Source organism: Vibrio sp. CJQ_6 (genome assembly GCF_043106745.1).
Classification (GTDB): Bacteria; Pseudomonadota; Gammaproteobacteria; order Enterobacterales; family Vibrionaceae; genus Vibrio; species Vibrio furnissii.
This window is the reverse complement of the sequence record NZ_JBICMV010000025.1, coordinates 57867-81321: the sequence shown is the minus strand read 5'-3', so window position 1 is coordinate 81321 and position 23455 is coordinate 57867. Positions and strand designations below refer to the sequence as shown.

Sequence of the window (23455 nt, the reverse complement as noted above, 5' to 3'; positions counted from 1 at the left end):
TTCCTGCTTCAGCGACTGAGTCACCGTGGAAGAGGCGGCCATTTTAGCGAGATAAACTGTCGTGTCAAACACTTTTTTCAGTTTATTTTCGCGAGCTTTTCAGCTCTGAAAATGACCTTGCTGAACTACCGCTTTCGTTTCTTTCGAAGCTTTGCCGTGTCAGCGAGGGGGCATTATAGAGATCGAGTTCACATTGGCAAGCGCTTTTTCACGTTTTTTTTGATTTTCTAATTGTTTGACTGTTTTTTATTCGTCACAGGTTATTTCTACTACTATTTCTCTTTTACACTGCCCTGAACAGCCCAAATAAGGAGGCGTCATGAGCGCAATTCGTAGTTATAAAGGTATCACTCCGCAGATTGGTGAACGTGTCTATATCGATGAAAGTTCAGTTCTAGTCGGCGACATTCAGCTTGGCGATGACGCCAGTGTTTGGCCGTTGGTCGCGGCGCGCGGCGATGTGAATTACATCGAGATCGGCGCGCGTACCAATATTCAAGACGGAAGTGTGTTGCATGTGACGCATAAGAATAACGAGAATCCCGACGGCTATCCGTTGATTATCGGTGAAGACGTGACCATCGGGCATAAGGTCATGCTGCATGGCTGCACAATTCACGACCGTGTATTGGTGGGCATGGGCACCATTGTGCTGGATGGCGTCGTCATCGAGAGCGATGTGATGATTGGTGCCGGCAGTTTAGTTCCGCCGGGAAAACGTTTAGAAAGTGGTTATCTCTATATAGGTAGTCCGGTGAAACAGGCTCGCCCCCTCAATGAGAAAGAGAGAGCCTTTCTAGTGAAGTCTGCTGAGAACTACGTCAACGGTAAAAATGACTACCTCATGCCCGTTGAGAATATTAGCTAATCACGTCGATTTGCCCGCGCTGGTTGTAGTCTTCTTCTTCAATCAGCGCTTCCGCTATTTCTTCCAAATCAAAACGCAGTGTCTGAAAAATGGCTAAAGCCTGTTGCTCACCATCAATTGGCTGTGCCGCCAGACGGCTGAGTTCGGCCAGCGTCACCACACACTCAATCAGCGCACCAGCTTGTTGCGCCGGAAACACCACGGCTTGCAGCTCCTCATTCCAAGTTTGCATATCCGGAAATAAGATCGATTGGTTCATGATTAACCTTCTAAATTTTTGCGCAGTTCACGCAGAATCTGTTTCGTCCCCGGACGCAAACCGCGCCACAACATAAAGCTTTCTGCCGCCTGCCCCACCAGCATCCCCAAACCGTCATGCGCTTCAGCGCAACCACTGTCTAATGCCCATTGGTTGAAAATGGTGTGACCTTTGCCATACATCATGTCGTACGCCACACTGGTCGGCTTGAAAATCGCGACGGAAATGTTTGGAAGGGCACCATCCAGACTGGCCGACGTCGAGTTGATGATCACATCAAAACCAGAATTCAACTGCGCCATTTCCACAGCGTTCACCTTACCGTACGGCGCAAAACTCTCGGCTAGCTGTTGCGCTTTGGCAAAGGTGCGGTTCGTAATGGTCACGCTGGCGGGCTGTTTATCTAATAAAGGCTTAAGCACGCCACGCGCCGCGCCGCCGGACCCAATCAACAGAATTCGCGCGTCTTGCAACGGCACCTGATGCAGCATCAGATCCTGCACCAGACCTTCACCATCCGTGTTGTCCCCCAGAATGCCGCCATCATCGAGTTTTTTGAGCGTGTTAACCGCGCCAGCCAGTTGCGCCCGTTCCGTCAGCCGCGTGGCAAACGTGAACGCCGCCTCTTTAAATGGGACGGTGATGTTGCACCCTTTACCGCCATGAGCAAAGAAATCTGTTGCGGCTTGCACAAAACCATCCACGGGCGCGAGTTGCGCGGTGTAGGTCATGGCCTGATTGGTTTGACGGGCAAATAAGGTATGAATGAAAGGTGATTTACTGTGGCCGATCGGGTTGCCGAACACCGCATACTGATCGTGTTGAAAATCCATGTTCCTGCCTGAAATAAAAGAAGGTCGCTGTATGCGACCCTATCACTCACTACTGGCGCTGTCACCACTCGCGCGGTACTAAAAATTGCTGTAATTCCGCTTCGGCGCTCCCCGCCTGTGGCTGATAACGGTATTCCCAGCGCGCCAACGGCGGCATCGACATTAGAATTGACTCGGTGCGACCACCCGATTGCAGGCCAAACAGCGTGCCACGGTCAAAGACCAAGTTAAATTCGACATAACGGCCACGGCGGTAAAGCTGGAACTCGCGTTCGCGTTCACCATACGGGGTCGCTTTGCGGCGCTCAACAATCGGCAGATACGCCTGCGTGTACCCTTCGCCGACCGCCTTTATATAGTCAAAACACTGCTCAAAGCTCCACTGATTGAGATCATCAAAGAACAACCCACCGATACCGCGAGTTTCCTCACGATGCGGCAGGTAGAAGTAACGATCGCACCATGCTTTATGCTCAGCGTAGACTTCATCACCAAACGGCGCGCACAGCGCTTTTGCCACACGGTGCCACTCATGACAGTCTTGCTCAAACGGATAGAAAGGCGTGAGATCAAATCCGCCGCCAAACCACCAAATCGGCGCCTCACCCTCTTTTTCCGCAATGAAAAAGCGCACATTGGCGTGCGAAGTCGGTACGTACGGGTTATTGGGGTGCATCACCAATGACACGCCCATGGCTTCAAAGCGGCGACCCGCCAGTTCCGGACGGTGCGCAGTTGCCGATGCGGGCATCTGCTGACCTGCCACATGGGAGAAATTCACCCCACCCTGTTCAAACACATGGCCGTTGCGCATCACGCGCGTGCGACCACCGCCGCCGAGCTTTTCGCCAGGTTCACGATGCCAAGCATCTTCTTCAAATGTGGCACCGCCATCGACGGCTTCCAACTGCTGGCAAATGCTGTCTTGTAGCGACAACAGAAATTGTTTGACGGCTTCTTTATTGATGGTTGGCATCGTTACTTCCTTTGTTGACTTAGCCTTGTCTCAAAACCTGGAGCGTTTTGGCATCGCGAATTTCACTGGGCTTATTACGACCACCCGTTTCGCCTTGCAGAATCGCCACCAGTTGATCACCGAGTTGCTGTTCGACTTCCTGCGTGGTCATGCACGGCGGCAGGCCCGACAGATTCGCGCTGGTTGATGTCAGTGGCTTGCCATACGCCAAACACAGCTTCTGCACCAACGGATGATCGGTCACGCGCACGGCAATGGTATCAAACTGGCCGCTCACCCAATGCGAGACACGCTCGCTGGCTGGCATGATCCAAGTCACCGGCCCCGGCCAAGTCGATTGCACTCGCTCCAACTGCTCTTGCGTCAATTGGCTTTCATCAACATAAGGCAGCAGTTGTTGGTACGAGGCCGCGATCAGAATCAAGCCCTTCTCGACCGGACGCTGCTTGAGTTGCAGCAACTTTTCAATCGCCTGCGGATTGTCCGGATCACACCCGACACCAAACACACCTTCCGTGGGATAAGCGATCACTTCACCGGACTGCAACGCTTGCAGTGTATGTTCAAAATTATTCACCAGAGTTTCCTAAATTGAGCTGACTTTCTTATTTTCGGCCTAGTGTACAAATTATCCGGCGCAACGGCTAAATCTAATTCGGGATAAATTATACCGCCACGCTTTTAACCACCACGCAAACGTTTGCTTGAAAGCAAAATCCCCGTATAATGCGCGCACAAACGCTCACTTAATTTATAACGCTTGAAGGAGTTTGAGATGACCGTCGGCATTATCATGGGTTCAAAATCGGATTGGCCAACCATGAAGCTTGCAGCAGAGATGCTGGATCAATTTGGTGTTGCTTACGAAACCAAAGTGGTTTCCGCGCACCGTACCCCTCAACTTCTGGCCGATTACGCCACCAGTGCCAAAGAGCGTGGACTAAAAGTGATCATCGCTGGCGCTGGCGGCGCCGCGCACCTTCCCGGCATGACCGCTGCATTCACCAGCCTCCCCGTGCTGGGCGTTCCGGTGCAGTCGCGTGCGTTATCGGGACTCGATTCCCTTTATTCTATCGTGCAGATGCCCAAAGGCATCGCGGTTGGCACGCTGGCAATTGGTGAAGCGGGCGCCGCAAATGCAGGGTTACTGGCCGCGCAAATCATTGGTGCGTTCGATGAAAGCGTGATGGCAAAAGTGGAAGCGTTCCGCGCCGCACAAACCGAAGCCGTACTGGCTCACCCAAACCCAGCCGAGGACTAATCCATGCACGTATTAGTCTTAGGTTCCGGTCAACTCGCGCGCATGATGTCTCTGGCCGGGGCGCCGCTCAACCTTGACATTTCCGCCTTTGACGTCAATACCCAGAACGTGGTGCATCCGCTGACTCAGGCGGTGCTGGGCCATGGTTTGGAACAGGCAATTGCCGGTGCGGACGTCATTACCGCTGAATTTGAACACATTCCTCACGATGTATTGGCCGTGTGTGAGCGCAGCGGAAAATTTCTGCCAAGTACCGACGCGATTAAAGCCGGTGGCGATCGCCGTCTGGAAAAAGCGCTGCTGGACAACGCAGGCGTACGCAACGCCAAATATGCGGTGATCACCAACCGCGCTGAATTTGATGCTGCGATTGATGACGTCGGCATTCCCATGGTGCTGAAAACCGCCTTGGGTGGTTACGATGGCAAAGGTCAATGGCGCCTCAAAACTCCACAAGACAGCGACGCAATATGGGCCGACATGGCACAAGCACTGGCGGCGTCTGAGCATCAGGCGATTGTAGCGGAACAATTCGTGCCCTTTGACCGCGAAGTGTCACTGGTCGGCGCACGTAGCAAAGATGGCGAGATCGCGGTCTATCCACTGGCCGAGAATGTGCACGTGAACGGCGTCCTCAGCCTGTCGACTGCGATTGATGCGCCAGAATTACAGCAGCAAGCGAAACAGATGTTTACCGCTGTGGCTGAAAGCCTGAATTACGTTGGCGTGCTGGCGTTGGAGTTTTTCGATGTTCAGGGGACGTTGCTGGTCAATGAAATTGCGCCGCGCGTGCACAACTCTGGCCACTGGACACAGCAAGGCGCAGAAACCTGTCAGTTTGAAAATCATCTGCGTGCGGTGTGCGGACTACCATTGGGGAGTACCAAACTGGTTCGCGAAACGGCGATGATTAACATCTTGGGTGAAGACACCTTGCCCGAAGCGCTACTGGCGATGGAAGGCTGCCACATTCACTGGTACGGCAAAGACAAACGTCCCGGACGCAAAATGGGCCACATCAACGTCACCGCAGATTACAGTGGCGAATTGCAGCGTAAACTATGTCAACTGGCAGCAGTTCTCGATCCCAAAGCTTTTCCGGCAGTGCAGGCCGTCGCTCAGCAAATCAAGCACTAACCCCAGCACTTCATACGGACAAAAACGGCGCAATTAAGCGCCGTTTTTTATTTCAGTTTGGGTGTAACCGCATTTTTTGTCGGCACACTGATACTTGGTGCCACTGGCGAGTTTCTTTTCAATCAGTAACGGATAACCGCACGCCTCACATTGCCCCACCACGGGTGGTTGATTGAGTGCAAACTTGCATTTGGGAAACGCATCACAGGCATAGAACACTTTCCCAAAGCGGTTTTTGCGTTCAACCAAATGGCCTTTACCGCAATCCGGACAGGGGATTTGCGTTTCCTCGGCCTGCGCCTGAGGCGCTGTATCAAATGATTCGATGTGGTGACACGCTGGGTAATGACTGCAGCCAATAAACATGCCGTAGCGTCCCTGACGCAACACCAACTCATGCCCACATGCTGGGCACGGCACACCCAACTCTTTGATGATGTGACCATCGTTTTGATGCAGGGGTTTGATGAAGTCGCAGCCGGGGTATTGGCTGCACCCAAGAAAAGGACCGTGTTTGCCGTGACGCAGTTGTAACGCTGCACCGCATTTTGGACACGGTTCTTGCGTCAGCGCCTGTGCTTGGGCTGAAAATAACTGGTGATCAATTTTACCGCTCATGGGGACTACTCACGCGCCGATCTGCTTAATGCACAATACCTTGCTCTTTGCTGTACAGCAGCTCTTCCATTAGCGTGTAAGCATTTTCATTCCCCGGCACGTTAAACAGTACCATCAGAATGATCCACTTCAGGTCATCGAGTTCAAACTCATTGGTTTCCAAGCCCATGACGCGATCAATCACCATCTCACGCGTTTCAGGCGTCAGCACTTTGATCTGCTCAAGGAACATCAGAAAACCACGCGATTCGGTATCCAAACGCTCCATTTCTTGTGCGGTGTAAATACGCACAGAGGTCGCCGCGCTGGTTGCGATCGCGGAATGTGCATCAGTCTGCTGCAACGCAGCCAGCTCTTCTAACCAGTGAAGGGCTTTATAGATGTCTTTTTGGTGAAATCCCGCTCGAAGCAGTTCATCTTCGAGTTCGTCTTGATCCACTTGTAACTCTGCATCGCTATGGATGTAAGTTTCAAATAGATACATCAGAATATCCATCATCATAGCTAGCCCCTCCCCTTACGAATATAGCCACCGGAAACTGCAACAACATGCCCTGAAAGCTCAAGCTCCAGGAGCTGCATCATGACATCCTGGACAGGTATATGGGTCCTGTTTGCAAGAATATCAACTGGTGTAGCCTCTTCCCCTACGTTAGCTAACAGCTCGGGAAATGGCAATTCTTCTTCGTGATATGAGCAAGAAAAAAGTTCTGTCTGCTCAGGTTGTGACTGATTTCGGCTCCAATCCATCATGGGGCCAACCTCATCGAGTATGTGGTCGATGTGCTGAACCAGACACGCGCCTTGCCGAATCAACTGGTTACTGCCATGGCAATTGGGATGACGAATCGAGCCCGGGACCACAAACACCTCGCGGCTCTGTTCAACAGCGTAACGCGCGGTGATGAGCGAGCCACTTTTCTCGGCCGCTTCCACCACCAGAACACCCAACGACAAGCCACTAATAATACGATTGCGACGCGGAAAGTGATCAGGCCTCGGTTTGGCATCCGGGCGAAACTCCGACACCACCGCCCCACTGGCCATAATCCGCTCCGCTAACGTGCGATGACGCGCCGGATAAATACATCCCAACCCTGAACCCAATACCGCGATGGTTTCGCCGCCCGCTTTCAGGGCGCCATCATGGGCATAACCATCGATGCCCAGCGCCAACCCACTAGTGACCACCAAACCATGTTCGACCAGTTGCGCAGCAAATTGATGAGCGATGTGTTGACTGTCGATACTGGCATTGCGGCTGCCCACAATCGCGATTTGTGGCGCGCGCAGCGTGTCAAGCCGACCGGCCACAAACAGCACCGGAGGCGCCGCGGCAATCTCTTTTAATCGCGCCGGATAATGGGCATGAAATGGGGTCACGATGTGGCGATGTTCCGCTTGCTGACACCAAAGCAGGCAAGCATCAACTTCACGATCCGCTTGCTGCTGTAGGTAGTCAATCTGATGGGCTTTGAGCCCGGCCGCTTCACCTTCTCGACCCAGCTGTTGTTTGAGATCATGTAACGCATGGCGGCTGGCCAAACGCTGTAATCGATGCATTCCCAATTGGGGGGCAAAGCTAAATGCCAGCCACGCCGCCAGATCACGTTCTAGCATTAACTCGCCGGCTCAGCGTGGGGCACGCTTGCCGCCACGTCCAAATCCGCCACCTCAGGCGCCACCGCCAACACGGTAATATCGATCGGCTCACGGCTTTCCGTGACCAACGCCAGACTAAACGCAGCATAAGGACGAATCACCATCAAGCTGCCAATGGGGTGGGCAGGCAATGCCACCTCATCATCGCCGCGCTTGGCCTCGTAGCGATACTGACCATCATCCGCGTACACCGAGACACCCGCACGATAGAGCGCAAACATGCTGCCCTGCACCAACGCATCATTCGTGCCTTTGTCGATCACCACCACATGATGTTGCCCGGCATACTGACTACCTTCAAGCGCGCCAAGAATACGGGCTTGCAACTGAGTCGGCGCTGGTTGTGGGAAAAAAGAGGTGGTGAGGTTGAGGCTTTCCAACCCCGTTTCTGGCAAGACAATGTCATTGACGCGAATTTCATGTCGTAATTGACGCACCCGCAACGCGCTGGTGTTCTGGCCGCTTTCACCCAGCTCTGCAGTGGCAATTAAGCGCATCGCCGTCATCGCCTGATCGTCTCGAGCAAACTCGGCCATCGGTCGATAAATCCCCCAATGCGCATGCGTTTGTGGGCCAGGAATGTACACGGCCTCAGCTGCCGTGAGGTATTGTCGTCCATCGCCCGCCCCCATCACGCGCAAGCTTTGGGTCAGCGCTGCGCTGTTCACTAAGCGGTCATTTTGCAAATACGGCAACAAGAGCCCTTCATCCACCGCAGGCAGGGATTGTTTTTCCACCACACGTACTTTGGGGCTCAACGTCACCATCGGTTTGAGGCTCAACACGGGCTGGCCGTCGCGCCAAATCAAGGTCAGTTTGTCGCCGGGATAAATCAAATCCGGATTGTGGATCTCGGGGTTGATTTGCCACAAACGCGGCCACAACCAAGGGCTGTCGAGATACAACGCCGAAATGTCCCATAAGGTGTCCCCTTGAACCACGGTGTAGGTTGTCGGCGCATCTTTTTTCAACGCCAATGGCGGGGCCGGCTGCGCCCAAACGCTCAATGAAGCCAACCAAACGGGCCATAATCGGGGGGATAAAATAGAGGCGAAACGGCGTGTCAGTTTACGCATGACCTTGCTTCCCTGGTCGAAAGAATTAAGAAGGATTCGGAGAAATCTCGCAGGATGCTGTCATTTAGGTCATAAAATGTCTAGAATTGAGCCAACAAGCGTTAAGCTGTTTCGGCACAGTTCAATTTTTCGAGTGTATATGTCTGTATTACAAGTATTAACATTCCCTGATGATCGTCTTCGCACCGTTGCTAAGCCGGTTGAGAAAGTCACCCCAGAGATTCAGAAGATCGTCGACGACATGATTGAAACCATGTACGACGAAGAAGGCATTGGCCTTGCTGCAACTCAAGTGGATGTTCACCAGCGCATCGTCGTGATCGACATTTCAGAAACCCGTGATGAGCCGATGGTGCTGATCAACCCAGTGATTCTGGAAAAACGCGGTGAAGACGGTATTGAAGAAGGCTGCCTGTCAGTACCTGGCGCCCGTGCGCTGGTTGCACGCGCTGCTGAAGTTACCGTCAAAGCCTTGAATCGTGATGGTGAAGAGTACACCTTTGACGCCGACGACTTGCTCGCGATTTGTGTTCAGCACGAGCTGGACCACCTAGAAGGCAAACTGTTTGTCGACTACCTATCGCCACTCAAACGCAAGCGCATCAAAGAGAAGCTGGAAAAAATCAAACGCTTCAACGATAAGAATCAATAAGCATATAGAGAGGTTACCTTGAGCCAATCATTACGTATTGTCTTTGCAGGTACTCCGGATTTCGCCGCCCGTCACTTGGCGGCGTTATTGTCTTCGGAGCACGAGGTGATTGCGGTTTACACTCAACCTGATCGCCCAGCTGGCCGCGGTAAAAAACTCACCGCCAGCCCGGTCAAACACCTGGCGCTCGAGCACAACATTCCGGTCTATCAACCCGAAAATTTCAAATCGGATGAAGCCAAGCAAGCGCTGGCATCATTGAATGCCGACATCATGGTCGTTGTCGCGTATGGCTTGCTCTTGCCTAAAGCCGTCTTGGATACCCCAAAATTGGGTTGCATTAATGTGCATGGTTCTATTCTGCCACGCTGGCGCGGCGCCGCACCGATCCAACGCTCGATTTGGGCGGGGGATGCAGAAACGGGCGTGACCATCATGCAGATGGATGTAGGCCTCGATACCGGCGATATGCTCAAGATTGCCAAGCTGCCGATTGACGCCTCTGACACCAGCAGCTCCATGTACGACAAGCTGGCAGAATTGGGTCCACAAGCCTTGGTTGACTGCTTGAGCGACATCGCGCAAGGCACAGCGGTTGCCGTCAAACAAGACGACGCGCTGGCGAACTACGCGCAGAAGTTGAGTAAAGAAGAAGCCAAGATCGACTGGACACTGAGCGCGCAAGCGATTGAACGTTGCGTACGAGCCTTCAATCCATGGCCGATGAGCCATTTTTCAGTGGCCGAGAATCAGATCAAAGTGTGGCAAAGCCGCGTTGAAACGGGCAACAAAACACACGCGCCGGGCACCATCATCCAAGCGGATAAAACCGGCATTTATGTCGCGACTGGCGAAGGCATTCTGGTGCTGGAAAGCCTGCAAATCCCAGGCAAAAAAGCCCTGCCGGTGCAGGATATTCTCAACGCCAGAGCCAGCTGGTTTGAAGTTGGCACTCAACTGAATTAATTTCACGGCCCTACAGCGTAGGGTCGTTCCTTTTTGTATTAGGTTTAACTATGAATGTTCGCGCTGCAGCTGCTCAGGTTCTGTTTCAAGTTGTTGATAAAGGTCAGTCTTTGTCGATGGCGCTTCCGGCGGCTCAACAAAACATCCGTCCTCGCGATCACGCGCTGCTGCAGGAGATCTGCTACGGTGCGCTGCGCTATTTGCCACGTTTGGAGTCAATCGCCAATGCGTTGATGGACTCGCCACTCAAGGGCAAACAACGTGTGTTCCACCATCTAATTTTGGTCGGCATTTACCAACTGAGCTTTATGCGGATTCCACCGCACGCGGCCGTGGGTGAAACGGTTGAAGGCGCTCAAGATCTCAAAGGCCCACGCTTGCGTGGTCTGATCAACGCCGTGCTGCGCAACTACCAACGCAACCAAGATGCGCTAGATGCCGAGGCGATGAGCCACAATGCGGGCAAATACGGCCACCCAAGTTGGCTGCTCAAATTGCTGCAAAACGCTTACCCACAGCAATGGGAAGCGATTGTTGAAGCCAACAACAGCAAAGCGCCGATGTGGCTGCGCGTCAACCACCAGCACCATGAGCGCGATGCCTATCAAGCGCTGCTCAATCATGAAAACATTGATAGCAGTGTGCATTCGCAAGCACGTGACGCATTAAAATTGGCCGCACCGTGCGATGTGACGCAACTGCCGGGCTTTGCCCAAGGTTGGGTGTCGGTACAAGATGCCGCGGCACAGCTGGCGTTGCACTATTTGCAACCGCAAGACGGCGAACTGATCCTGGATTGCTGCGCCGCACCGGGTGGCAAAACTGCGCACATTCTGGAACGAACCCACGGGTGCGATGTCGTGGCGATTGACTGCGATGACACGCGCCTCAAGCGTGTGCATGACAACCTCAAGCGCTTGAACCTGAGCGCAAAAGTGGTGTGTGGCGATGCGCGTTACCCAGAACAGTGGTGGCAAGGCGGTCAGTTTGATCGCATTCTGCTTGATGCGCCGTGTTCAGCAACGGGCGTGATTCGTCGTCACCCAGACATCAAGTGGCTGCGTCGCGGAGAAGATATTGCGGCATTAGCGGAGCTGCAACGCGAAATTCTCGACGCAATGTGGCAACAGTTGAAACCGGGTGGTACTTTGGTGTACGCAACGTGTTCAATTACACCGCAGGAAAACGTACTGCAGGTGAAAGACTTCTTAGCGCGCACATCGAACGCGCAGCTGGTGGGATCAGAGCTCGACAATCCGGGCCGCCAGATTCTTCCTGGTGAAGAGGATATGGACGGTTTCTACTACGCCGTGCTGACAAAACAAGCGTAAAAAACGATGCAAAGGCAGCTCTCGAGCTGCCTTTGGCGTGCAATCACAAGAGAATAAGGTATGAAAATCATCATTCTTGGTGCAGGTCAGGTCGGCGGCACGCTGGCGGAAAACCTGGTCGGAGAAAACAACGACATCACCGTCGTGGATAAAAACAGCGACCGTCTGCGCGAACTACAAGATAAATATGATTTACGCGTGGTGAACGGCCATGCCAGCCACCCGGATGTGCTACGTGAAGCCGGCGCACAAGACGCCGACATGCTCGTGGCCGTGACCAACACCGATGAAACCAACATGGTCGCCTGCCAAGTGGCGTTTACGCTGTTTAACACGCCAAACCGTATCGCCCGCATTCGCTCGCCCGAATATCTGGCCGAGAAAGAAGCCTTATTCCAATCCGGCGCGGTTCCGGTCGATCACCTGATCGCTCCAGAAGAGCTGGTGACCAGTTACATTGAGCGTTTGGTGCAATACCCCGGCGCGCTGCAAGTGGTGAGCTTTGCTGATGAAAAAGTCAGTCTGGTGGCGGTCAAAGCCTATTACGGCGGTCCGTTGGTAGGCAATGCTTTGTCAGCACTGCGAGAGCACATGCCGCACATCGACACACGCGTCGCCGCGATTTTCCGCCAAGGACGCCCGATTCGCCCGCAAGGCACCACCATTATTGAAGCGGACGATGAAGTGTTCTTCGTCGCCGCCAGCAATCACATTCGCTCGGTCATGAGTGAACTGCAACGCCTAGAAAAACCGTATCGCCGCATCATGATTGTCGGCGGGGGCAACATCGGGGCGAGCCTAGCCATGCGTTTGGAACACAGCTACAGCGTCAAACTGATTGAGCGCAACTATCAACGCGCTGAACAGCTGTCGGAAGAGCTGGAAAACACCATCGTATTCTGTGGCGACGCCGCCGATCAAGAGCTGTTGACCGAAGAGAACATCGATCAGGTCGACGTATTTATCGCCCTGACCAACGAAGATGAAACCAACATCATGTCCGCCATGCTGGCCAAACGCATGGGCGCGAAAAAAGTGATGGTGCTGATTCAACGCGGTGCGTACGTTGAACTGGTGCAAGGGGGCGTCATCGACGTCGCCATTTCACCACAGCAAGCCACAATTTCAGCCCTGCTGACGCACGTTCGTCGTGCCGACATCGTCAACGTGTCGTCCCTGCGCCGCGGCGCCGCCGAAGCGATCGAAGCGATTGCGCACGGCGATGAAACCACCTCCAAAGTGGTGGGTCGCGCCGTGGGTGATATCAAACTGCCACCGGGCACCACCATTGGTGCCATCGTGCGTGGCGAAGAAGTGCTGATCGCCCACGATCGCACGGTCATTGAACAGGACGATCACGTGGTGATGTTCCTCGTCGACAAGAAATACGTGCCTGACGTGGAAGCCCTGTTCCAACCGAGTCCGTTTTTCCTATAGGTTGTTGGCGTTATGCTGAATTTACGCCCCATCATGTTTGTTATTGGGTTGGTTTTATCCAAACTGGCCCTGTTCATGTACGTGCCCACGCTGGTGGCTTTTTTCACCGGGACCGGCGGCTTTCTCGACTTCGCACAAGCGGTGATCATCACCCACATCGCGGCGTTTATCTGCCTGTCGATTGGCCGAACGTCGAATTTCCGCCTCAGTGTGCGCGATATGTTCCTCATCACCAGTTTGGTGTGGACCATCGCCAGTGCGTTCGCGGCGTTGCCGTTTGTGTTCATCAATCACATCAGCTTTACTGACGCTTACTTCGAAACCATGTCTGGCATTACCACCACCGGTTCCACCGTGCTGAGTGGCCTCGACACCATGGCGCCCAGTATTTTGCTGTGGCGTTCCATCTTGCAATGGCTTGGCGGGGTTGGGTTCATCGTGATGGCAGTAGCGGTATTGCCGATGCTCAACGTGGGTGGGATGCGCTTGTTCCAAACCGAATCCTCCGACTGGTCCGATAAAAGCAGCCCGCGCGCCAAAACTGTGGCAAAAAACATTGTGGCGGTGTATCTGGTGCTCACCGGGCTGTGCATTGTCGGTTACATGCTGACGGGCATGCGATTGTTTGACGCGATTAACCACGCCTTCACCACGCTGTCTACCGGTGGTTACTCGACCTCTGACGGCTCCATGAACCATTTCTCCAACGGCTCGCATTGGGTTGCAACGCTGTTTATGTTCCTCGGTGGTCTGCCATTTCTGCTGTTTGTGACAGCTCTGCGCAAGCGCCGTCCACAAGAGCTGTTCAAAGACGCACAAGTCCAAGGCTTCTTCCTGCTGTTTATCATCAGCAGCCTGATTGTCGCCTTCTGGCTCCACTTCAATAACGGCTACGCAATGTTGGATGCGCTACGCGTCTCGATGTTTAACATCGTCTCGGTGGTGACCACCACGGGGTTTGGCTTGGATGACTTTACCGCTTGGGGCGCCCTGCCCAGTACGCTGTTTGCATTTTTGATGATGGCGGGGGCGTGTTCCGGTTCCACTTCGGGCGGGATTAAGATTTTCCGTTTTCAGATCTGTTTTGCGCTGCTCAAAAACCAGATGATGTGCTTGATTCATCCCTCTGGCGTGTTCGTGCAACGCTACAATCAGCGCCCAGTGAACGAAGACATCGTGCGCTCAGTGGTGGCGTTTGGCGTGACGTTCATCATTACGATTATTCTCATCGCTGGCGCATTGTCAGTCATGGGGCTTGACCCAACCACCAGTATTACGGGGGCAATCACCGCCGTGGCCAACGTTGGCCCGGGGATGGGCAGTGTGATTGGCCCAACCGGTAACTTTGCTCCGCTGCCTGACGCAGCGAAGTGGATTTTAAGTTTTGGTATGTTGATGGGGCGTTTGGAAATCCTCACCATTTTGGTGTTGTTCTTCCCTGCGTTCTGGCGACGTTAAGGATACAGATGAAAAACCTAATCACGTTGATGATGGCAAGCTGGGCACCGCTTGCCCTGGCGAGCGAAGTGGTCACGCTACAAGATGGCCGTGACGTACAACTGAACGATGACTTTACTTGGCAATACGTGCAGCCGGCCGCCCCCACCGTCCAACCCAGCGACACAGCGGTCGTGGCCGCCGTACCCGTGATCGCAGCGCCGCTGGTCAAAGCGCAGCGCGCCAGCATGATTGAGCTCGGCAGCGACAAACCGACCCTGCAACTGAGCAATTCTGGCATCGACATTGTGCTGGGCAGCGCGCGCTATCGTGATGGCCGCTTAGTGCTTCCCACCGCGATCACCAACCAGAGCAGCCAATCGGTGATCAACATTGAGCTGAAAGTTGAAATTCTGGATGAGCAAGGCCAAGTGCTCGCCACACAAACCAGCACCATTTGGCAGTCGATCAAACGGATGGCCGACACCTACCTGCGCCCGCAGGCCTCAGTGGCCGGCAAAGCCATTGAAGTGAACGTGGCTGAAGCGCCGCGCTATCAAATTCGCGCCAGCGTGAACCAAGTCGAGACCCGTTAAACCGGGTCGATATAGAGGTAGATCGCCAGAAAGTGGCAAGCGCATCCGGCCAAAACAAACGCATGCCAAATGGCATGATTGTACGGAATGCGTTTCGCCACATAGAAAATCACGCCCAGCGAATACACCACCCCGCCCGCAGCCAGCAAGGTTAACCCACCCACATCCAGATTCAGGGCCAGCTGATAAATCACAATCAGCGACAACCACCCCATGATCAGATAGGTCACCAGCGATAAACGCTTAAAGCGGTACACAAACGCAATTTTCATGATGATGCCAAACAGCGCAATCAGCCAGATCACGATCATCAGCCCAAACGCCAACGGCGTGCGCAGACTGACCAACAGAAACGGCGTGTAACTGCCGGCAATCAAGAGATAAATCGCGCAGTGATCAAAGGTTTTCAACCACCGTTTGGCGTTTTGATGCGGGATCGCATGATACAGCGTCGAGGCAAGAAACAGCGCAATCATGCTGCCGCCGTAAATACTCATGCTGGCCAAAGTCAGCGCATCCGCCCGGTGATCCGTCGCTTTGACCAATAACAGGACCAAACCGACAATCCCCAAAATGAAGCCGATGCCATGGCTGATCGCATTGGCAACTTCTTCTTTGACGCTATAAGCAGTACTCGACATACGATTTCCCAATCCGTGCGATAGTTCGGCGCTAGTATGGCACATTCAGCGTACACATGTAAGCCAGAAGTTTCACGCCGATGTTCACCTTAGGAATGGCTATCTAGAAACTGCAAGACGCGTTCACCCGCCTGCGTTGGCGACAAGGTGCAGGGGAGCGTCAACTGACGTTTCAGCTCGCCTTTACCCAGCAAGCTGGCCAACATTCCCGTCGCGCCATGTTGAAAACGGTCGATCTCAAACCACATCTGCAACTGGTCTTTATCGCGATAAGCCACGATTTCCAATTCACGCCAGCGACCATGAAACGGGCCGTCGGTGGGCACAAATTCAAACTCCTGCACAAACGGCAGCGCAAACCCTTTGGCGGCTTCGCACTCCACTTGTCGCAGGCGTAATCCTTGCTCTTCCAAGGCGGTAAAAATGCCATCCATGAATGGATCAGGGCGGACGGTGAGCATGTCTTTGTCCGCCGGATCGATCGCCATGGCGATGTCCAACCCGGTTTCGAGCCACACTTTAGCATCGCCAATAGTGACGGGCGTGTTCCATGGCACGGCGAGTTCAACGTCAAAATCGCGCGTCTCTCCCGCTGCAATGGTAAATGCATACGGCAGCGACCAACTGGCCAGCGTGTGCGCTTGCGGCATGCGACGCGTGCTGCCGCCTTCTTCACGGCCCCGCGCCATGGTCACTTCTGCAATGTAACGACAGCAGAGTTTGAGTTCGATGTTATCGATCGCTTGCGCTGTGGCACCTCCGTACACGTGAATGGTCACTTTGACCGTTTGGCCCGGGATCAAGGCTTCCTGCTGCAAGACGGAGTCGACTTTCGCCGAACCGATGCCAAAACTGGCGAGGGTTTTCTTCAGAAATGACATACACACCTCCTGTTGTTGAGCGCCCAGTGTAAAGCGGAAAAGATTGCGAACACAATGGCGATTCTCACACACCACAAGCATTTCTTTAACATAAACATTGGTTAACTATCGATCATTTGCAAACTTGGTGCTACTCTAACTTCGATATGCATGCATATCGTTATTCCTGAGTCATTATTTGGATTGGCGTTCGCCAGAATGAGCCATCCTTCTTCATTTTTGTTCAATGCAGAAGAGCAACTCATAATGATTCAGGCCATTACATCGGCAATGGATATGCCTGACCGTTAGGTTACTGAATGCGCCCAACAGCTGTCAGGTTTTCGCACACTAACCGTAGTGCAATGCGCCGTCGCAGTGGTTTTGCTGCTGCACCGGTTGCGAAAAAAATCGCGCCCGCGCCTACTCTTGTCGAGAAAAATGCAGTCTCTGCATCGCCAGAAACAAAAGTGGTCCAGGCCGCTTAATTAAAAAGCGCAGCTTACCCTGCGCTTTTTTCTTGTCCTCAATTTGAGTGTGTCGCCCCTTCACCGATTGTATTCCGTGCGCAATTTGATACCTTTACACCAAACCATTACAAAAAATGTGGAGAAAGTATGAAGTGTCATCGCGTCGAAGAATTGTTGCAATTGCTGGAACCAGAATGGCATAAAGATTCCGAGCTGAATCTGATCCCGTTTATCTGCAAACTGGCTGCGGAAGCCGGTTACCAAGGCCCACTGGAAGAGCTCACAGATGATGTGTTGATCTACCATCTCAAGATGCGTAACAGCGCCAAAGATGCGGTCATTCCTGGCCTGAAAAAAGACTACGAAGACGATTTTAAAACCGCGATCCTCCGCGCCCGCGGCATCATCAAGTAATCTCATCCTCATTATGCAGAGCGGCCCATGGCCGCTCTTTTTTTATCCGCGATGTTAATGATAACTGGCAAAAATGTAAGGATATTTGTTGTTAAAGGTTGATTGCGTTAAAGAAATAAAAATGTGATTGCCGCTATAATCACCACTTTATGAAGCAACCATACTCCCCTGCTGCGCCATTTGCGCATGACGGGTTAAGCCATGTCAAAAAGAGTGTGATCACCAGAAATCACACCATGATGCCCAAAAGGATAATTTGATGAGTCAGGATAAGATCGACATCAAAGATGTGACTCCGAAAGTCTTTAACCCAAAGACCCACAAGGGTCAGGAAGGCGACCGATTCAACCCGAGCAATCGCATTTACGTGCGCGAAAGCAAAGGAACCTACCAGAAACTGCGCCGTTACGGTGGCTGGTTTCTCTTGCTGCTGTTTGGTTTGATTCCGTGGATCTCCTACGGCAACCGCCAAGCCATTTTGCTCGACCTCGGTCATCAGCAGTTCAACTTCTTTGGCACCACCTTATACCCGCAGGATTTAACCCTGCTCGCGCTGCTGTTTATGATCGCCGCGTTTGGCCTGTTCTTTATCACCACCTTTTTAGGCCGCGTGTGGTGTGGTTACTTGTGCCCGCAAACCGTATGGACTTTCATGTACATCTGGTTTGAAGAGAAACTCGAAGGCAGCGCCAACAAACGCCGTAAGCAAGACGGCAATAAAATGACCGCCAATTTGGTGATGCGCAAAACCGCCAAACACATCGCTTGGTTTGCGATTGCGTTAGCGACCGGGTTTACCTTTGTCGGCTACTTTGTGCCAGTGCGCGATTTGGTGATCGATTTCTTTACCTTCAACGCCACCTTCTGGCCGGTGTTCTGGGTGATGTTCTTCGCCATCTGCACTTACGGCAACGCGGGGTGGATGCGCTCGATTATGTGTATTCACATGTGCCCGTACGCACGCTTCCAATCGGCGATGTTCGACAAAGACACTTTCATTGTGGGTTACAACACCGAACGGGGTGAACAGCGCGGCCCGCGCTCACGCAAAGCCGATCCCAAAGCGCTCGGCTTGGGTGACTGCATTGACTGTGATTTGTGCGTTCAGGTGTGTCCAACCGGTATCGATATTCGTGACGGCCTGCAATATGAGTGCATCAACTGCGGCGCCTGCATTGACGCATGTGACACCACCATGGCACGCATGGGCTACGATAAAGGCTTGATCAGCTACACCACCGAGCACCGCTTGTCGGGCAAACACACCAAAGTGATGCGGCCGAAACTGCTGGGTTATGGTGCGGTGTTACTGGTGATGATCGGCTTGTTCTTTGCTCAGGTGGCCGCAGTGGATCCGGCCGGGCTCAGTGTGATTCGCGACCGCAGCCAGTTGTTCCGCACCAACAGCTCCGGCGAGATTGAAAACACCTACACCCTCAAGGTAATCAACAAAACGCAGCACATCCAAACCTATACGCTCGATGTCAGCGGCCTGACCGACGTCTCGTGGTACGGCAAGCAAACGGTGCAGGTCGAACCGGGCGAAGTGCTCAACCTGCCGATGAGTTTGGGGGTCAAACCTGACAATCTCAGCTCTCCGGTTGCGACAATTCAGTTTATACTCACCGATGACAGCAACCAATTCACAATGCAAGTGGAAAGCCGATTTATCAAAAAGCTTTAACACTCGACATGGAAAAGGGCTCAGCAATGAGCCCTTTTTAATCAATGACACAAGCAAATTTTCAGTTTGATGCCCTGACGCCCGATTTTATGTGGTACGCCTTAGAGAGCATCGGTATTCGCGCCGAATCAGGATTTCTGGCACTCAACAGCTACGAAAACCGCGTGTATCAGTTCAGCGATGAAGATCGCCGCCGCTTCGTGGTCAAGTTCTACCGCCCGCAGCGCTGGAGCATCGAACAGATTCAGGAAGAGCACGACTTTGCACTGGAGCTGGCCGAGGCCGAGATTCCACTCGCCGCGCCACTGGTGATCAACGGCGCGTCACTGCACCATTATCAGGGGTACCATTTTGCGCTGTTTAACAGCGTCGGCGGCCGTCAGTTTGAAGTCGACAACGAAGAACAGCTGGAGTGGGTCGGACGCTTTCTCGGCCGCATTCATAAAGTGGGCGCGAGCAAAACGTTCCTGCATCGTCCGACCATCGGGTTGGACGAATACCTGTATCAACCGCGCGCGCTGCTGCACAACGCGCAATGTATTCCCATGCATCTGGAAAACAGCTTTTTCCACGATCTGGATCTGCTGATCAACCGCATTGAGCAGCATTGGCAACCAGATCAAGCGTTGATTCGCCTGCACGGCGACTGCCATCCCGGCAATATTTTGTGGCGTGACGGCCCACTGTTCGTCGACCTCGACGATGCGCGCAATGGCCCTGCGGTGCAGGATGTGTGGATGTTGCTCAACGGCGAGCGCAGCGACAAACTGATGCAACTGGATCTCGTGCTGGAAGGCTATCAAGAGTTCTGCGATTTTAACATGAATCAATTGAAACTTATCGAGCCGCTGCGCGGTCTACGAATGGTGCACTACATGGCATGGTTGGCAAAACGTTGGCAAGATCCAGCCTTTCCGCTCGCCTTTCCTTGGTTTAATGATCCAAAATACTGGGAGAGCCAGGTGCTGGCATTCAAAGAACAAATCGCGGCATTGGAAGAGCCACCGCTCTCTCTGATGCCACAATGGTAACAAGCCTTCAAAGTAATAATGGAGTTCACAATGAAAAAGCTGTTTGCACTGGTTGCAACCCTGATGTTAAGCCTGTCGGCCCATGCCGCACAGTTCAAAGAAGGGGTGCATTACAAAGTGCTCGACCTGGAACCGTCCGCGAAACCGAGCGTGACCGAGTACTTCTCGTTCTACTGCCCGCACTGCAATGCGTTCGAGCCGATCATGTCTCAGTTGAAAAAAGAGCTGCCTGAAGGCGTGAAACTGCAAAAAAACCACGTGTCATTCATGGGCGGCAACATGGGTAAATCGATGAGCAAAGCTTACGCGACCATGATTGCGCTGAATGTCGAAGACAAAATGATTCCGGTGATGTTTAACCGCATTCACACCATGCACAAAGCACCGAAAAACGATGCTGAACTGCGCCAAATCTTTGTCGATGAAGGCATCGACGGTGCGAAATTCGACGCGGCTTTCAACGGGTTCGCGGTGGATTCAATGGTGCGTCGCTTTGACAAGCAGTTCCAAGACAGCGGCCTGACTGGCGTGCCGTCAGTGATCGTCAACAATCACTACTTAGTACAAGCCCAAGGCGTGAAATCGACCGACGAATACTTCGCGCTGATCAACTTCCTGCTCGGTAAGTAAGTTCAACGCATTGCAAAAGGGAGCCGCTGGCTCCCTTTTTTATGTATCGGATTTTGGCGCATACAGCGTGCGTAACAGCTGGTCTTTCTCTTGCCAGAGCTGCCCCAACCACTGCTGAAACTGGCGTTTGTATGGTTTGTCATGAAAATAATCACCACGCACCTGCGCATCGACTGGCAACACGCGAATGCGCACCACAATGCGCGTCATGCGGCCCATCAACATGTCACGAAAGGGTTTCTCGGTGTTATCCGGATAGGCCAGCGTGACATCAATGATATTGGAAAACTGTTCTCCCATCGCCGCCAGCGTATAGGCAATGCCGCCGCTTTTGGGCATCAGCAAGTGGTGATACGGTGAGCGCGTCGCGCGCTGTTTGTGCACCGTGAAACGCGTGCCTTCAACGTAATTCACCACCGTCGTCGGGTGAAATTTAAACTTTTCGCATGAGCGACGCGTGGTCGCCAAATCTTGACCACGTTTGTGGGGATGGCGCAGTAAATATTCGCGCGAATAGCGACGCATAAACGGCATGTCCAGCGCCCAACAGCTCATGCCGACAAACGGCACGTACAGCAGTTGCTGTTTGAGGAAAAATTTCGGCATCGGAATGCGGTCTTTGAACACGCAGCACAGCACCACAATATCCGTCCAACTGAGGTGATTGCTGATCATCAAATACCAGCCCTGCTGATTCAGGCCTTCCCCGCCCTCAATGTCCCACTCGACCCGATTCGACATCGATAAAATACGCGCATTGAGCGTTGCCCACAGCCACATCGCTTTGTCCGCCATTCGAGTGGCCAGAACTTTCAGTTTCGGTGTGGGCAGCAGCACTTTGATCAGCGCAATCGCACAGATCAGCAGCGAACTGAAGGCCGTATTGAGGATCACCAGCACAATATTGAGCACAAGCAGAAGGTAAGCAAGCATAGAATTTATAGGAATCAATGAATTGAATAAAAAAACAGCGGGCCATTATACGCGCTTGCCCGCTGAAAGAAATACACAAGCCAAAGGTCAGCGCAGTGTGCGCTTAGACGGACTGGGCGGTCAGCTGCTTGAGTAACCGATCCATGGCGCGATAACCGAGCGCTTCGGCCAGATGCGCGCGCTGAATGTGTGCTTCGCCACTGAGATCGGCGATGGTGCGTGCCACCTTGATGATGCGATGATAGGCGCGAATCGATAACCCCAAGCGATGCAGTGCATTTTCCAGAAACTCCGCATCCGGCTGACTGAGCGGACAGTAAGTTTCAATTTCACGACTGTGGAGCAGCGCATTGACTTTCCCACTGCGCGCCAACATGGTTTCACGCGCGCGAAAGACCCGCGCCTGCACCACTGCCGTCGGCTCACCGCGATCGCCGCCGTGTGACAAAGTGCCTTTGGGCAATGCCGGAATTTCGATCGACATATCAAAGCGATCCAGCAGCGGCCCCGACAAACGGCTCAAGTAACGCAAAATCCCCTGCGGATTCACCCGCGCCTGATTGCCTTCGTAATACCCGGTCGGACTGGGATTGAGCGCGCCAACCAACTGAAACCGTGCTGGGAAACGAGTTTTACCCTGCGCACGCGAGATAATGATCTCGCCCGATTCCAATGGTTCGCGCAGCGAATCGAGCACTTTGCGTTCAAACTCCGGCATTTCATCTAAAAACAGCAACCCATTGTGGGCGAGCGAAATTTCTCCGGGGCGAGGAATGGAACCGCCGCCCACCAGTGCAGCCATGGAACTGGAATGATGCGGCGCGCGAAACGGGCGCTGTTTCCAGTTGTGCTGATTGATTTCTTGTTGCGTCAACGAGGCCACCGACGCAGTTTCCATCGCCTCGGCTTCGGTCATCTCCGGCAGCAGATCGCACAACCGTGAGGCCAGCATGGTTTTGCCCGTGCCCGGCGGGCCGAGAAACAACAAATTGTGATTGCCTGCCGCCGCGATCTCCAACGCGCGCTTCCCCTGCTGCTGACCAATGATGTCCTGCAAATCGCGCTCGCGCGGCGCGCTAGCGGCGTGCGCGTCACTTTGAAACAGCGACAACGTCTGCTGGCCGCACAAGTCAGCGCACACTTCAAGTAACGTGCGCGCCGATTTATGTTGCTCTTGCCCCACCAACGCGGCTTGATCGCCATTGTGATGAGGCACCACTAAACTGCGCTGCGCTTGATTGGCAGCCAGCGCCGCAGGCAGCACGCCTTTGACGCTGCGAATTTCCCCCGACAGTGCCAATTCCCCAATGAATTCATGATCGCTCAGTTTGGGCAGCGCTATCTGATCCGAAGCGGCCAAAATACCGAGCGCGATCGGCAAATCAAAACGGCCGCCCTCTTTGGGCAGATCGGCGGGGGCTAAATTCACCGTGATGCGTTTGGCGGGAAATTCAAATTTGGAGTTGATGATGGCGCTGCGCACGCGATCGCGGGATTCTTTGACGGTGGTCTCGGGCAAACCGACCAACGTAAACCCCGGCATGCCGTTGCTGATGTGCACTTCCACCGTCACAGCCGGCGCCTGTACCCCAATGCTGGCGCGGCTGTGAATAATTGCGAGTCCCATGACGTTCCTTCGTTACTGATTAAAAACCATTCACCGCACCGATTGAGCTCGGCTGC

26 protein-coding genes are annotated in these 23455 nt (G+C 53.4%); 14 read left to right on the top strand and 12 right to left on the bottom strand.

From position 1 onward, the window contains the following. Positions 1–231 (top strand): hypothetical protein (locus tag ACF8PK_RS14290; protein ID WP_392441904.1); only part of this gene is annotated, 231 nt, incomplete at its 5' end. A gap of 88 nt (positions 232–319) precedes the next feature. After that, positions 320–868, top strand: a complete 549-nt coding sequence (locus ACF8PK_RS14285) for a gamma carbonic anhydrase family protein (protein ID WP_392441902.1) — start codon at positions 320–322, stop codon at positions 866–868. On the opposite strand, the gene ACF8PK_RS14280 is transcribed toward ACF8PK_RS14285, so the two are convergent. The 4 genes from ACF8PK_RS14280 to ACF8PK_RS14265 all read right to left on the bottom strand — a co-directional run bounded on the left by ACF8PK_RS14280 (position 861) and on the right by ACF8PK_RS14265 (position 3513). Further along, positions 861–1127 carry a DUF1488 domain-containing protein gene (locus ACF8PK_RS14280; RefSeq protein ID WP_004728797.1) on the bottom strand — a complete coding sequence of 89 codons (267 nt, stop codon included), beginning with the start codon at positions 1125–1127 and terminating at the stop codon, positions 861–863. The genes ACF8PK_RS14285 and ACF8PK_RS14280 overlap by 8 nt on opposite strands. Positions 1128–1129: 2 nt before the next feature. Next, positions 1130–1960 (bottom strand): shikimate dehydrogenase, encoded by an 831-nt coding sequence (gene aroE / locus ACF8PK_RS14275; protein WP_014204145.1) that lies wholly within the window; start codon positions 1958–1960, stop codon positions 1130–1132. A 61-nt stretch (positions 1961–2021) separates the two neighbouring features. Then, positions 2022–2936, bottom strand: coding sequence for an oxygen-dependent coproporphyrinogen oxidase (gene hemF, locus ACF8PK_RS14270; RefSeq protein ID WP_004728793.1), 915 nt, complete (start codon positions 2934–2936; stop codon positions 2022–2024). A gap of 19 nt (positions 2937–2955) precedes the next feature. After that, positions 2956–3513, bottom strand: a complete 558-nt coding sequence (locus ACF8PK_RS14265) for an L-threonylcarbamoyladenylate synthase (protein WP_004728791.1) — start codon at positions 3511–3513, stop codon at positions 2956–2958. 198 nt (positions 3514–3711) lie between these two features. Here ACF8PK_RS14265 and purE point away from each other — a divergent pair, with 198 nt between their 5' ends. Together purE and ACF8PK_RS14255 are read left to right on the top strand one after the other, a co-directional pair. Next, the gene (gene purE / locus ACF8PK_RS14260; protein WP_004728789.1) at positions 3712–4197 is read left to right on the top strand and encodes a 5-(carboxyamino)imidazole ribonucleotide mutase; all 486 of its coding nucleotides are present in this window, start codon (positions 3712–3714) and stop codon (positions 4195–4197) included. Positions 4198–4200: 3 nt separating this feature from the next. Then, a complete protein-coding gene (locus tag ACF8PK_RS14255; protein WP_392441900.1) occupies positions 4201–5334 on the top strand; it encodes a 5-(carboxyamino)imidazole ribonucleotide synthase in 1134 nt (377 codons plus the stop codon). A 33-nt stretch (positions 5335–5367) separates the two neighbouring features. Here the strand turns inward: ACF8PK_RS14255 and ACF8PK_RS14250 are convergent, their stop codons facing one another. Genes ACF8PK_RS14250 through ACF8PK_RS14235 form a run of 4 tightly spaced genes read right to left on the bottom strand, consistent with a single transcriptional unit; the run spans position 5368 to position 8690 of the window. After that, the gene (locus ACF8PK_RS14250; RefSeq protein WP_392441898.1) at positions 5368–5952 is read right to left on the bottom strand and encodes a topoisomerase DNA-binding C4 zinc finger domain-containing protein; all 585 of its coding nucleotides are present in this window, start codon (positions 5950–5952) and stop codon (positions 5368–5370) included. Between the two features lie 25 nt (positions 5953–5977). Next, entirely contained in the window at positions 5978–6454 is a 477-nt protein-coding gene (locus ACF8PK_RS14245; protein WP_004728783.1) for a DUF494 family protein, read from the bottom strand. Between the two features lie 2 nt (positions 6455–6456). Next, complete coding sequence (dprA, locus tag ACF8PK_RS14240; protein ID WP_055466799.1) at positions 6457–7572, bottom strand: DNA-processing protein DprA; 1116 nt, start codon at positions 7570–7572, stop codon at positions 6457–6459. Continuing rightward, positions 7572–8690 carry a LysM peptidoglycan-binding domain-containing protein gene (locus ACF8PK_RS14235; RefSeq protein ID WP_392441895.1) on the bottom strand — a complete coding sequence of 373 codons (1119 nt, stop codon included), beginning with the start codon at positions 8688–8690 and terminating at the stop codon, positions 7572–7574. The genes dprA and ACF8PK_RS14235 overlap by 1 nt, the downstream gene beginning before the upstream one ends. Positions 8691–8829: 139 nt before the next feature. Here ACF8PK_RS14235 and def point away from each other — a divergent pair, with 139 nt between their 5' ends. The 6 genes from def to ACF8PK_RS14205 are packed head-to-tail and all read left to right on the top strand — an operon-like array spanning position 8830 to position 15109. Beyond that, on the top strand, positions 8830–9342 hold the full coding sequence (def, locus tag ACF8PK_RS14230; RefSeq protein WP_004728778.1) for a peptide deformylase: 513 nt from the start codon (positions 8830–8832) through the stop codon (positions 9340–9342). An 18-nt stretch (positions 9343–9360) separates the two neighbouring features. Continuing rightward, a complete protein-coding gene (fmt, locus tag ACF8PK_RS14225) occupies positions 9361–10308 on the top strand; it encodes a methionyl-tRNA formyltransferase (protein ID WP_392441893.1) in 948 nt (315 codons plus the stop codon). 50 nt (positions 10309–10358) lie between these two features. Next, complete coding sequence (gene rsmB / locus ACF8PK_RS14220) at positions 10359–11639, top strand: 16S rRNA (cytosine(967)-C(5))-methyltransferase RsmB (RefSeq protein ID WP_014204153.1); 1281 nt, start codon at positions 10359–10361, stop codon at positions 11637–11639. 60 nt (positions 11640–11699) lie between these two features. Continuing rightward, the gene (trkA, locus tag ACF8PK_RS14215) at positions 11700–13076 is read left to right on the top strand and encodes a Trk system potassium transporter TrkA (protein ID WP_004728773.1); all 1377 of its coding nucleotides are present in this window, start codon (positions 11700–11702) and stop codon (positions 13074–13076) included. Positions 13077–13088: 12 nt separating this feature from the next. Continuing rightward, positions 13089–14534 carry a TrkH family potassium uptake protein gene (locus ACF8PK_RS14210; RefSeq protein ID WP_004728772.1) on the top strand — a complete coding sequence of 482 codons (1446 nt, stop codon included), beginning with the start codon at positions 13089–13091 and terminating at the stop codon, positions 14532–14534. 8 nt (positions 14535–14542) lie between these two features. Continuing rightward, positions 14543–15109, top strand: coding sequence for a DUF3157 family protein (locus ACF8PK_RS14205; RefSeq protein WP_392441891.1), 567 nt, complete (start codon positions 14543–14545; stop codon positions 15107–15109). Here the strand turns inward: ACF8PK_RS14205 and ACF8PK_RS14200 are convergent. Beyond that, the gene (locus ACF8PK_RS14200) at positions 15106–15750 is read right to left on the bottom strand and encodes a hemolysin III family protein (RefSeq protein ID WP_392441889.1); all 645 of its coding nucleotides are present in this window, start codon (positions 15748–15750) and stop codon (positions 15106–15108) included. The two genes, ACF8PK_RS14205 and ACF8PK_RS14200, sit on opposite strands and share 4 nt — an antisense overlap. A gap of 89 nt (positions 15751–15839) precedes the next feature. Further along, a complete protein-coding gene (locus tag ACF8PK_RS14195; protein WP_014204156.1) occupies positions 15840–16631 on the bottom strand; it encodes a sporulation protein in 792 nt (263 codons plus the stop codon). A 596-nt stretch (positions 16632–17227) separates the two neighbouring features. Here ACF8PK_RS14195 and ACF8PK_RS14190 point away from each other — a divergent pair. The 4 genes from ACF8PK_RS14190 to ACF8PK_RS14175 all read left to right on the top strand — a co-directional run bounded on the left by ACF8PK_RS14190 (position 17228) and on the right by ACF8PK_RS14175 (position 20839). Next, complete coding sequence (locus tag ACF8PK_RS14190) at positions 17228–17494, top strand: DUF1040 family protein (RefSeq protein WP_004728762.1); 267 nt, start codon at positions 17228–17230, stop codon at positions 17492–17494. Positions 17495–17753: 259 nt separating this feature from the next. Then, positions 17754–19178 (top strand): cytochrome c oxidase accessory protein CcoG, encoded by a 1425-nt coding sequence (ccoG, locus tag ACF8PK_RS14185; protein ID WP_392441887.1) that lies wholly within the window; start codon positions 17754–17756, stop codon positions 19176–19178. Positions 19179–19222: 44 nt separating this feature from the next. Next, positions 19223–20209 (top strand): serine/threonine protein kinase, encoded by a 987-nt coding sequence (locus ACF8PK_RS14180; protein ID WP_143680915.1) that lies wholly within the window; start codon positions 19223–19225, stop codon positions 20207–20209. Positions 20210–20239: 30 nt separating this feature from the next. Next, the gene (locus ACF8PK_RS14175) at positions 20240–20839 is read left to right on the top strand and encodes a thiol:disulfide interchange protein DsbA/DsbL (RefSeq protein WP_004728756.1); all 600 of its coding nucleotides are present in this window, start codon (positions 20240–20242) and stop codon (positions 20837–20839) included. A gap of 39 nt (positions 20840–20878) precedes the next feature. Here ACF8PK_RS14175 and ACF8PK_RS14170 read toward each other — a convergent pair whose 3' ends face one another. After that, positions 20879–21772, bottom strand: coding sequence for an acyltransferase (locus ACF8PK_RS14170; RefSeq protein WP_286211456.1), 894 nt, complete (start codon positions 21770–21772; stop codon positions 20879–20881). Positions 21773–21875: 103 nt separating this feature from the next. After that, entirely contained in the window at positions 21876–23399 is a 1524-nt protein-coding gene (locus ACF8PK_RS14165) for a YifB family Mg chelatase-like AAA ATPase (protein ID WP_004728753.1), read from the bottom strand. Positions 23400–23455: the final 56 nt, after the last annotated feature.

Excerpts from the sequence above, each read along its gene's own strand:
- ACF8PK_RS14285 (WP_392441902.1), top strand. The coding sequence starts at position 320 with ATGAGCGCAATTCGTAGTTATAAAGGTATCACTCCGCAGATTGGTGAA.
- ACF8PK_RS14280 (WP_004728797.1), bottom strand. The coding sequence starts at position 1,127 with ATGAACCAATCGATCTTATTTCCGGATATGCAAACTTGGAATGAGGAG.
- aroE (WP_014204145.1), bottom strand. The coding sequence starts at position 1,960 with ATGGATTTTCAACACGATCAGTATGCGGTGTTCGGCAACCCGATCGGC.
- hemF (WP_004728793.1), bottom strand. The coding sequence starts at position 2,936 with ATGCCAACCATCAATAAAGAAGCCGTCAAACAATTTCTGTTGTCGCTA.
- purE (WP_004728789.1), top strand. The coding sequence starts at position 3,712 with ATGACCGTCGGCATTATCATGGGTTCAAAATCGGATTGGCCAACCATG.
- ACF8PK_RS14255 (WP_392441900.1), top strand. The coding sequence starts at position 4,201 with ATGCACGTATTAGTCTTAGGTTCCGGTCAACTCGCGCGCATGATGTCT.
- ACF8PK_RS14250 (WP_392441898.1), bottom strand. The coding sequence starts at position 5,952 with ATGAGCGGTAAAATTGATCACCAGTTATTTTCAGCCCAAGCACAGGCG.
- ACF8PK_RS14245 (WP_004728783.1), bottom strand. The coding sequence starts at position 6,454 with ATGATGATGGATATTCTGATGTATCTATTTGAAACTTACATCCATAGC.
- dprA (WP_055466799.1), bottom strand. The coding sequence starts at position 7,572 with ATGCTAGAACGTGATCTGGCGGCGTGGCTGGCATTTAGCTTTGCCCCC.
- ACF8PK_RS14235 (WP_392441895.1), bottom strand. The coding sequence starts at position 8,690 with ATGCGTAAACTGACACGCCGTTTCGCCTCTATTTTATCCCCCCGATTA.
- def (WP_004728778.1), top strand. The coding sequence starts at position 8,830 with ATGTCTGTATTACAAGTATTAACATTCCCTGATGATCGTCTTCGCACC.
- rsmB (WP_014204153.1), top strand. The coding sequence starts at position 10,359 with ATGAATGTTCGCGCTGCAGCTGCTCAGGTTCTGTTTCAAGTTGTTGAT.
- trkA (WP_004728773.1), top strand. The coding sequence starts at position 11,700 with ATGAAAATCATCATTCTTGGTGCAGGTCAGGTCGGCGGCACGCTGGCG.
- ACF8PK_RS14210 (WP_004728772.1), top strand. The coding sequence starts at position 13,089 with ATGCTGAATTTACGCCCCATCATGTTTGTTATTGGGTTGGTTTTATCC.
- ACF8PK_RS14205 (WP_392441891.1), top strand. The coding sequence starts at position 14,543 with ATGAAAAACCTAATCACGTTGATGATGGCAAGCTGGGCACCGCTTGCC.
- ACF8PK_RS14200 (WP_392441889.1), bottom strand. The coding sequence starts at position 15,750 with ATGTCGAGTACTGCTTATAGCGTCAAAGAAGAAGTTGCCAATGCGATC.
- ACF8PK_RS14195 (WP_014204156.1), bottom strand. The coding sequence starts at position 16,631 with ATGTCATTTCTGAAGAAAACCCTCGCCAGTTTTGGCATCGGTTCGGCG.
- ACF8PK_RS14190 (WP_004728762.1), top strand. The coding sequence starts at position 17,228 with ATGAAGTGTCATCGCGTCGAAGAATTGTTGCAATTGCTGGAACCAGAA.
- ccoG (WP_392441887.1), top strand. The coding sequence starts at position 17,754 with ATGAGTCAGGATAAGATCGACATCAAAGATGTGACTCCGAAAGTCTTT.
- ACF8PK_RS14180 (WP_143680915.1), top strand. The coding sequence starts at position 19,223 with ATGACACAAGCAAATTTTCAGTTTGATGCCCTGACGCCCGATTTTATG.
- ACF8PK_RS14175 (WP_004728756.1), top strand. The coding sequence starts at position 20,240 with ATGAAAAAGCTGTTTGCACTGGTTGCAACCCTGATGTTAAGCCTGTCG.
- ACF8PK_RS14170 (WP_286211456.1), bottom strand. The coding sequence starts at position 21,772 with ATGCTTGCTTACCTTCTGCTTGTGCTCAATATTGTGCTGGTGATCCTC.
- ACF8PK_RS14165 (WP_004728753.1), bottom strand. The coding sequence starts at position 23,399 with ATGGGACTCGCAATTATTCACAGCCGCGCCAGCATTGGGGTACAGGCG.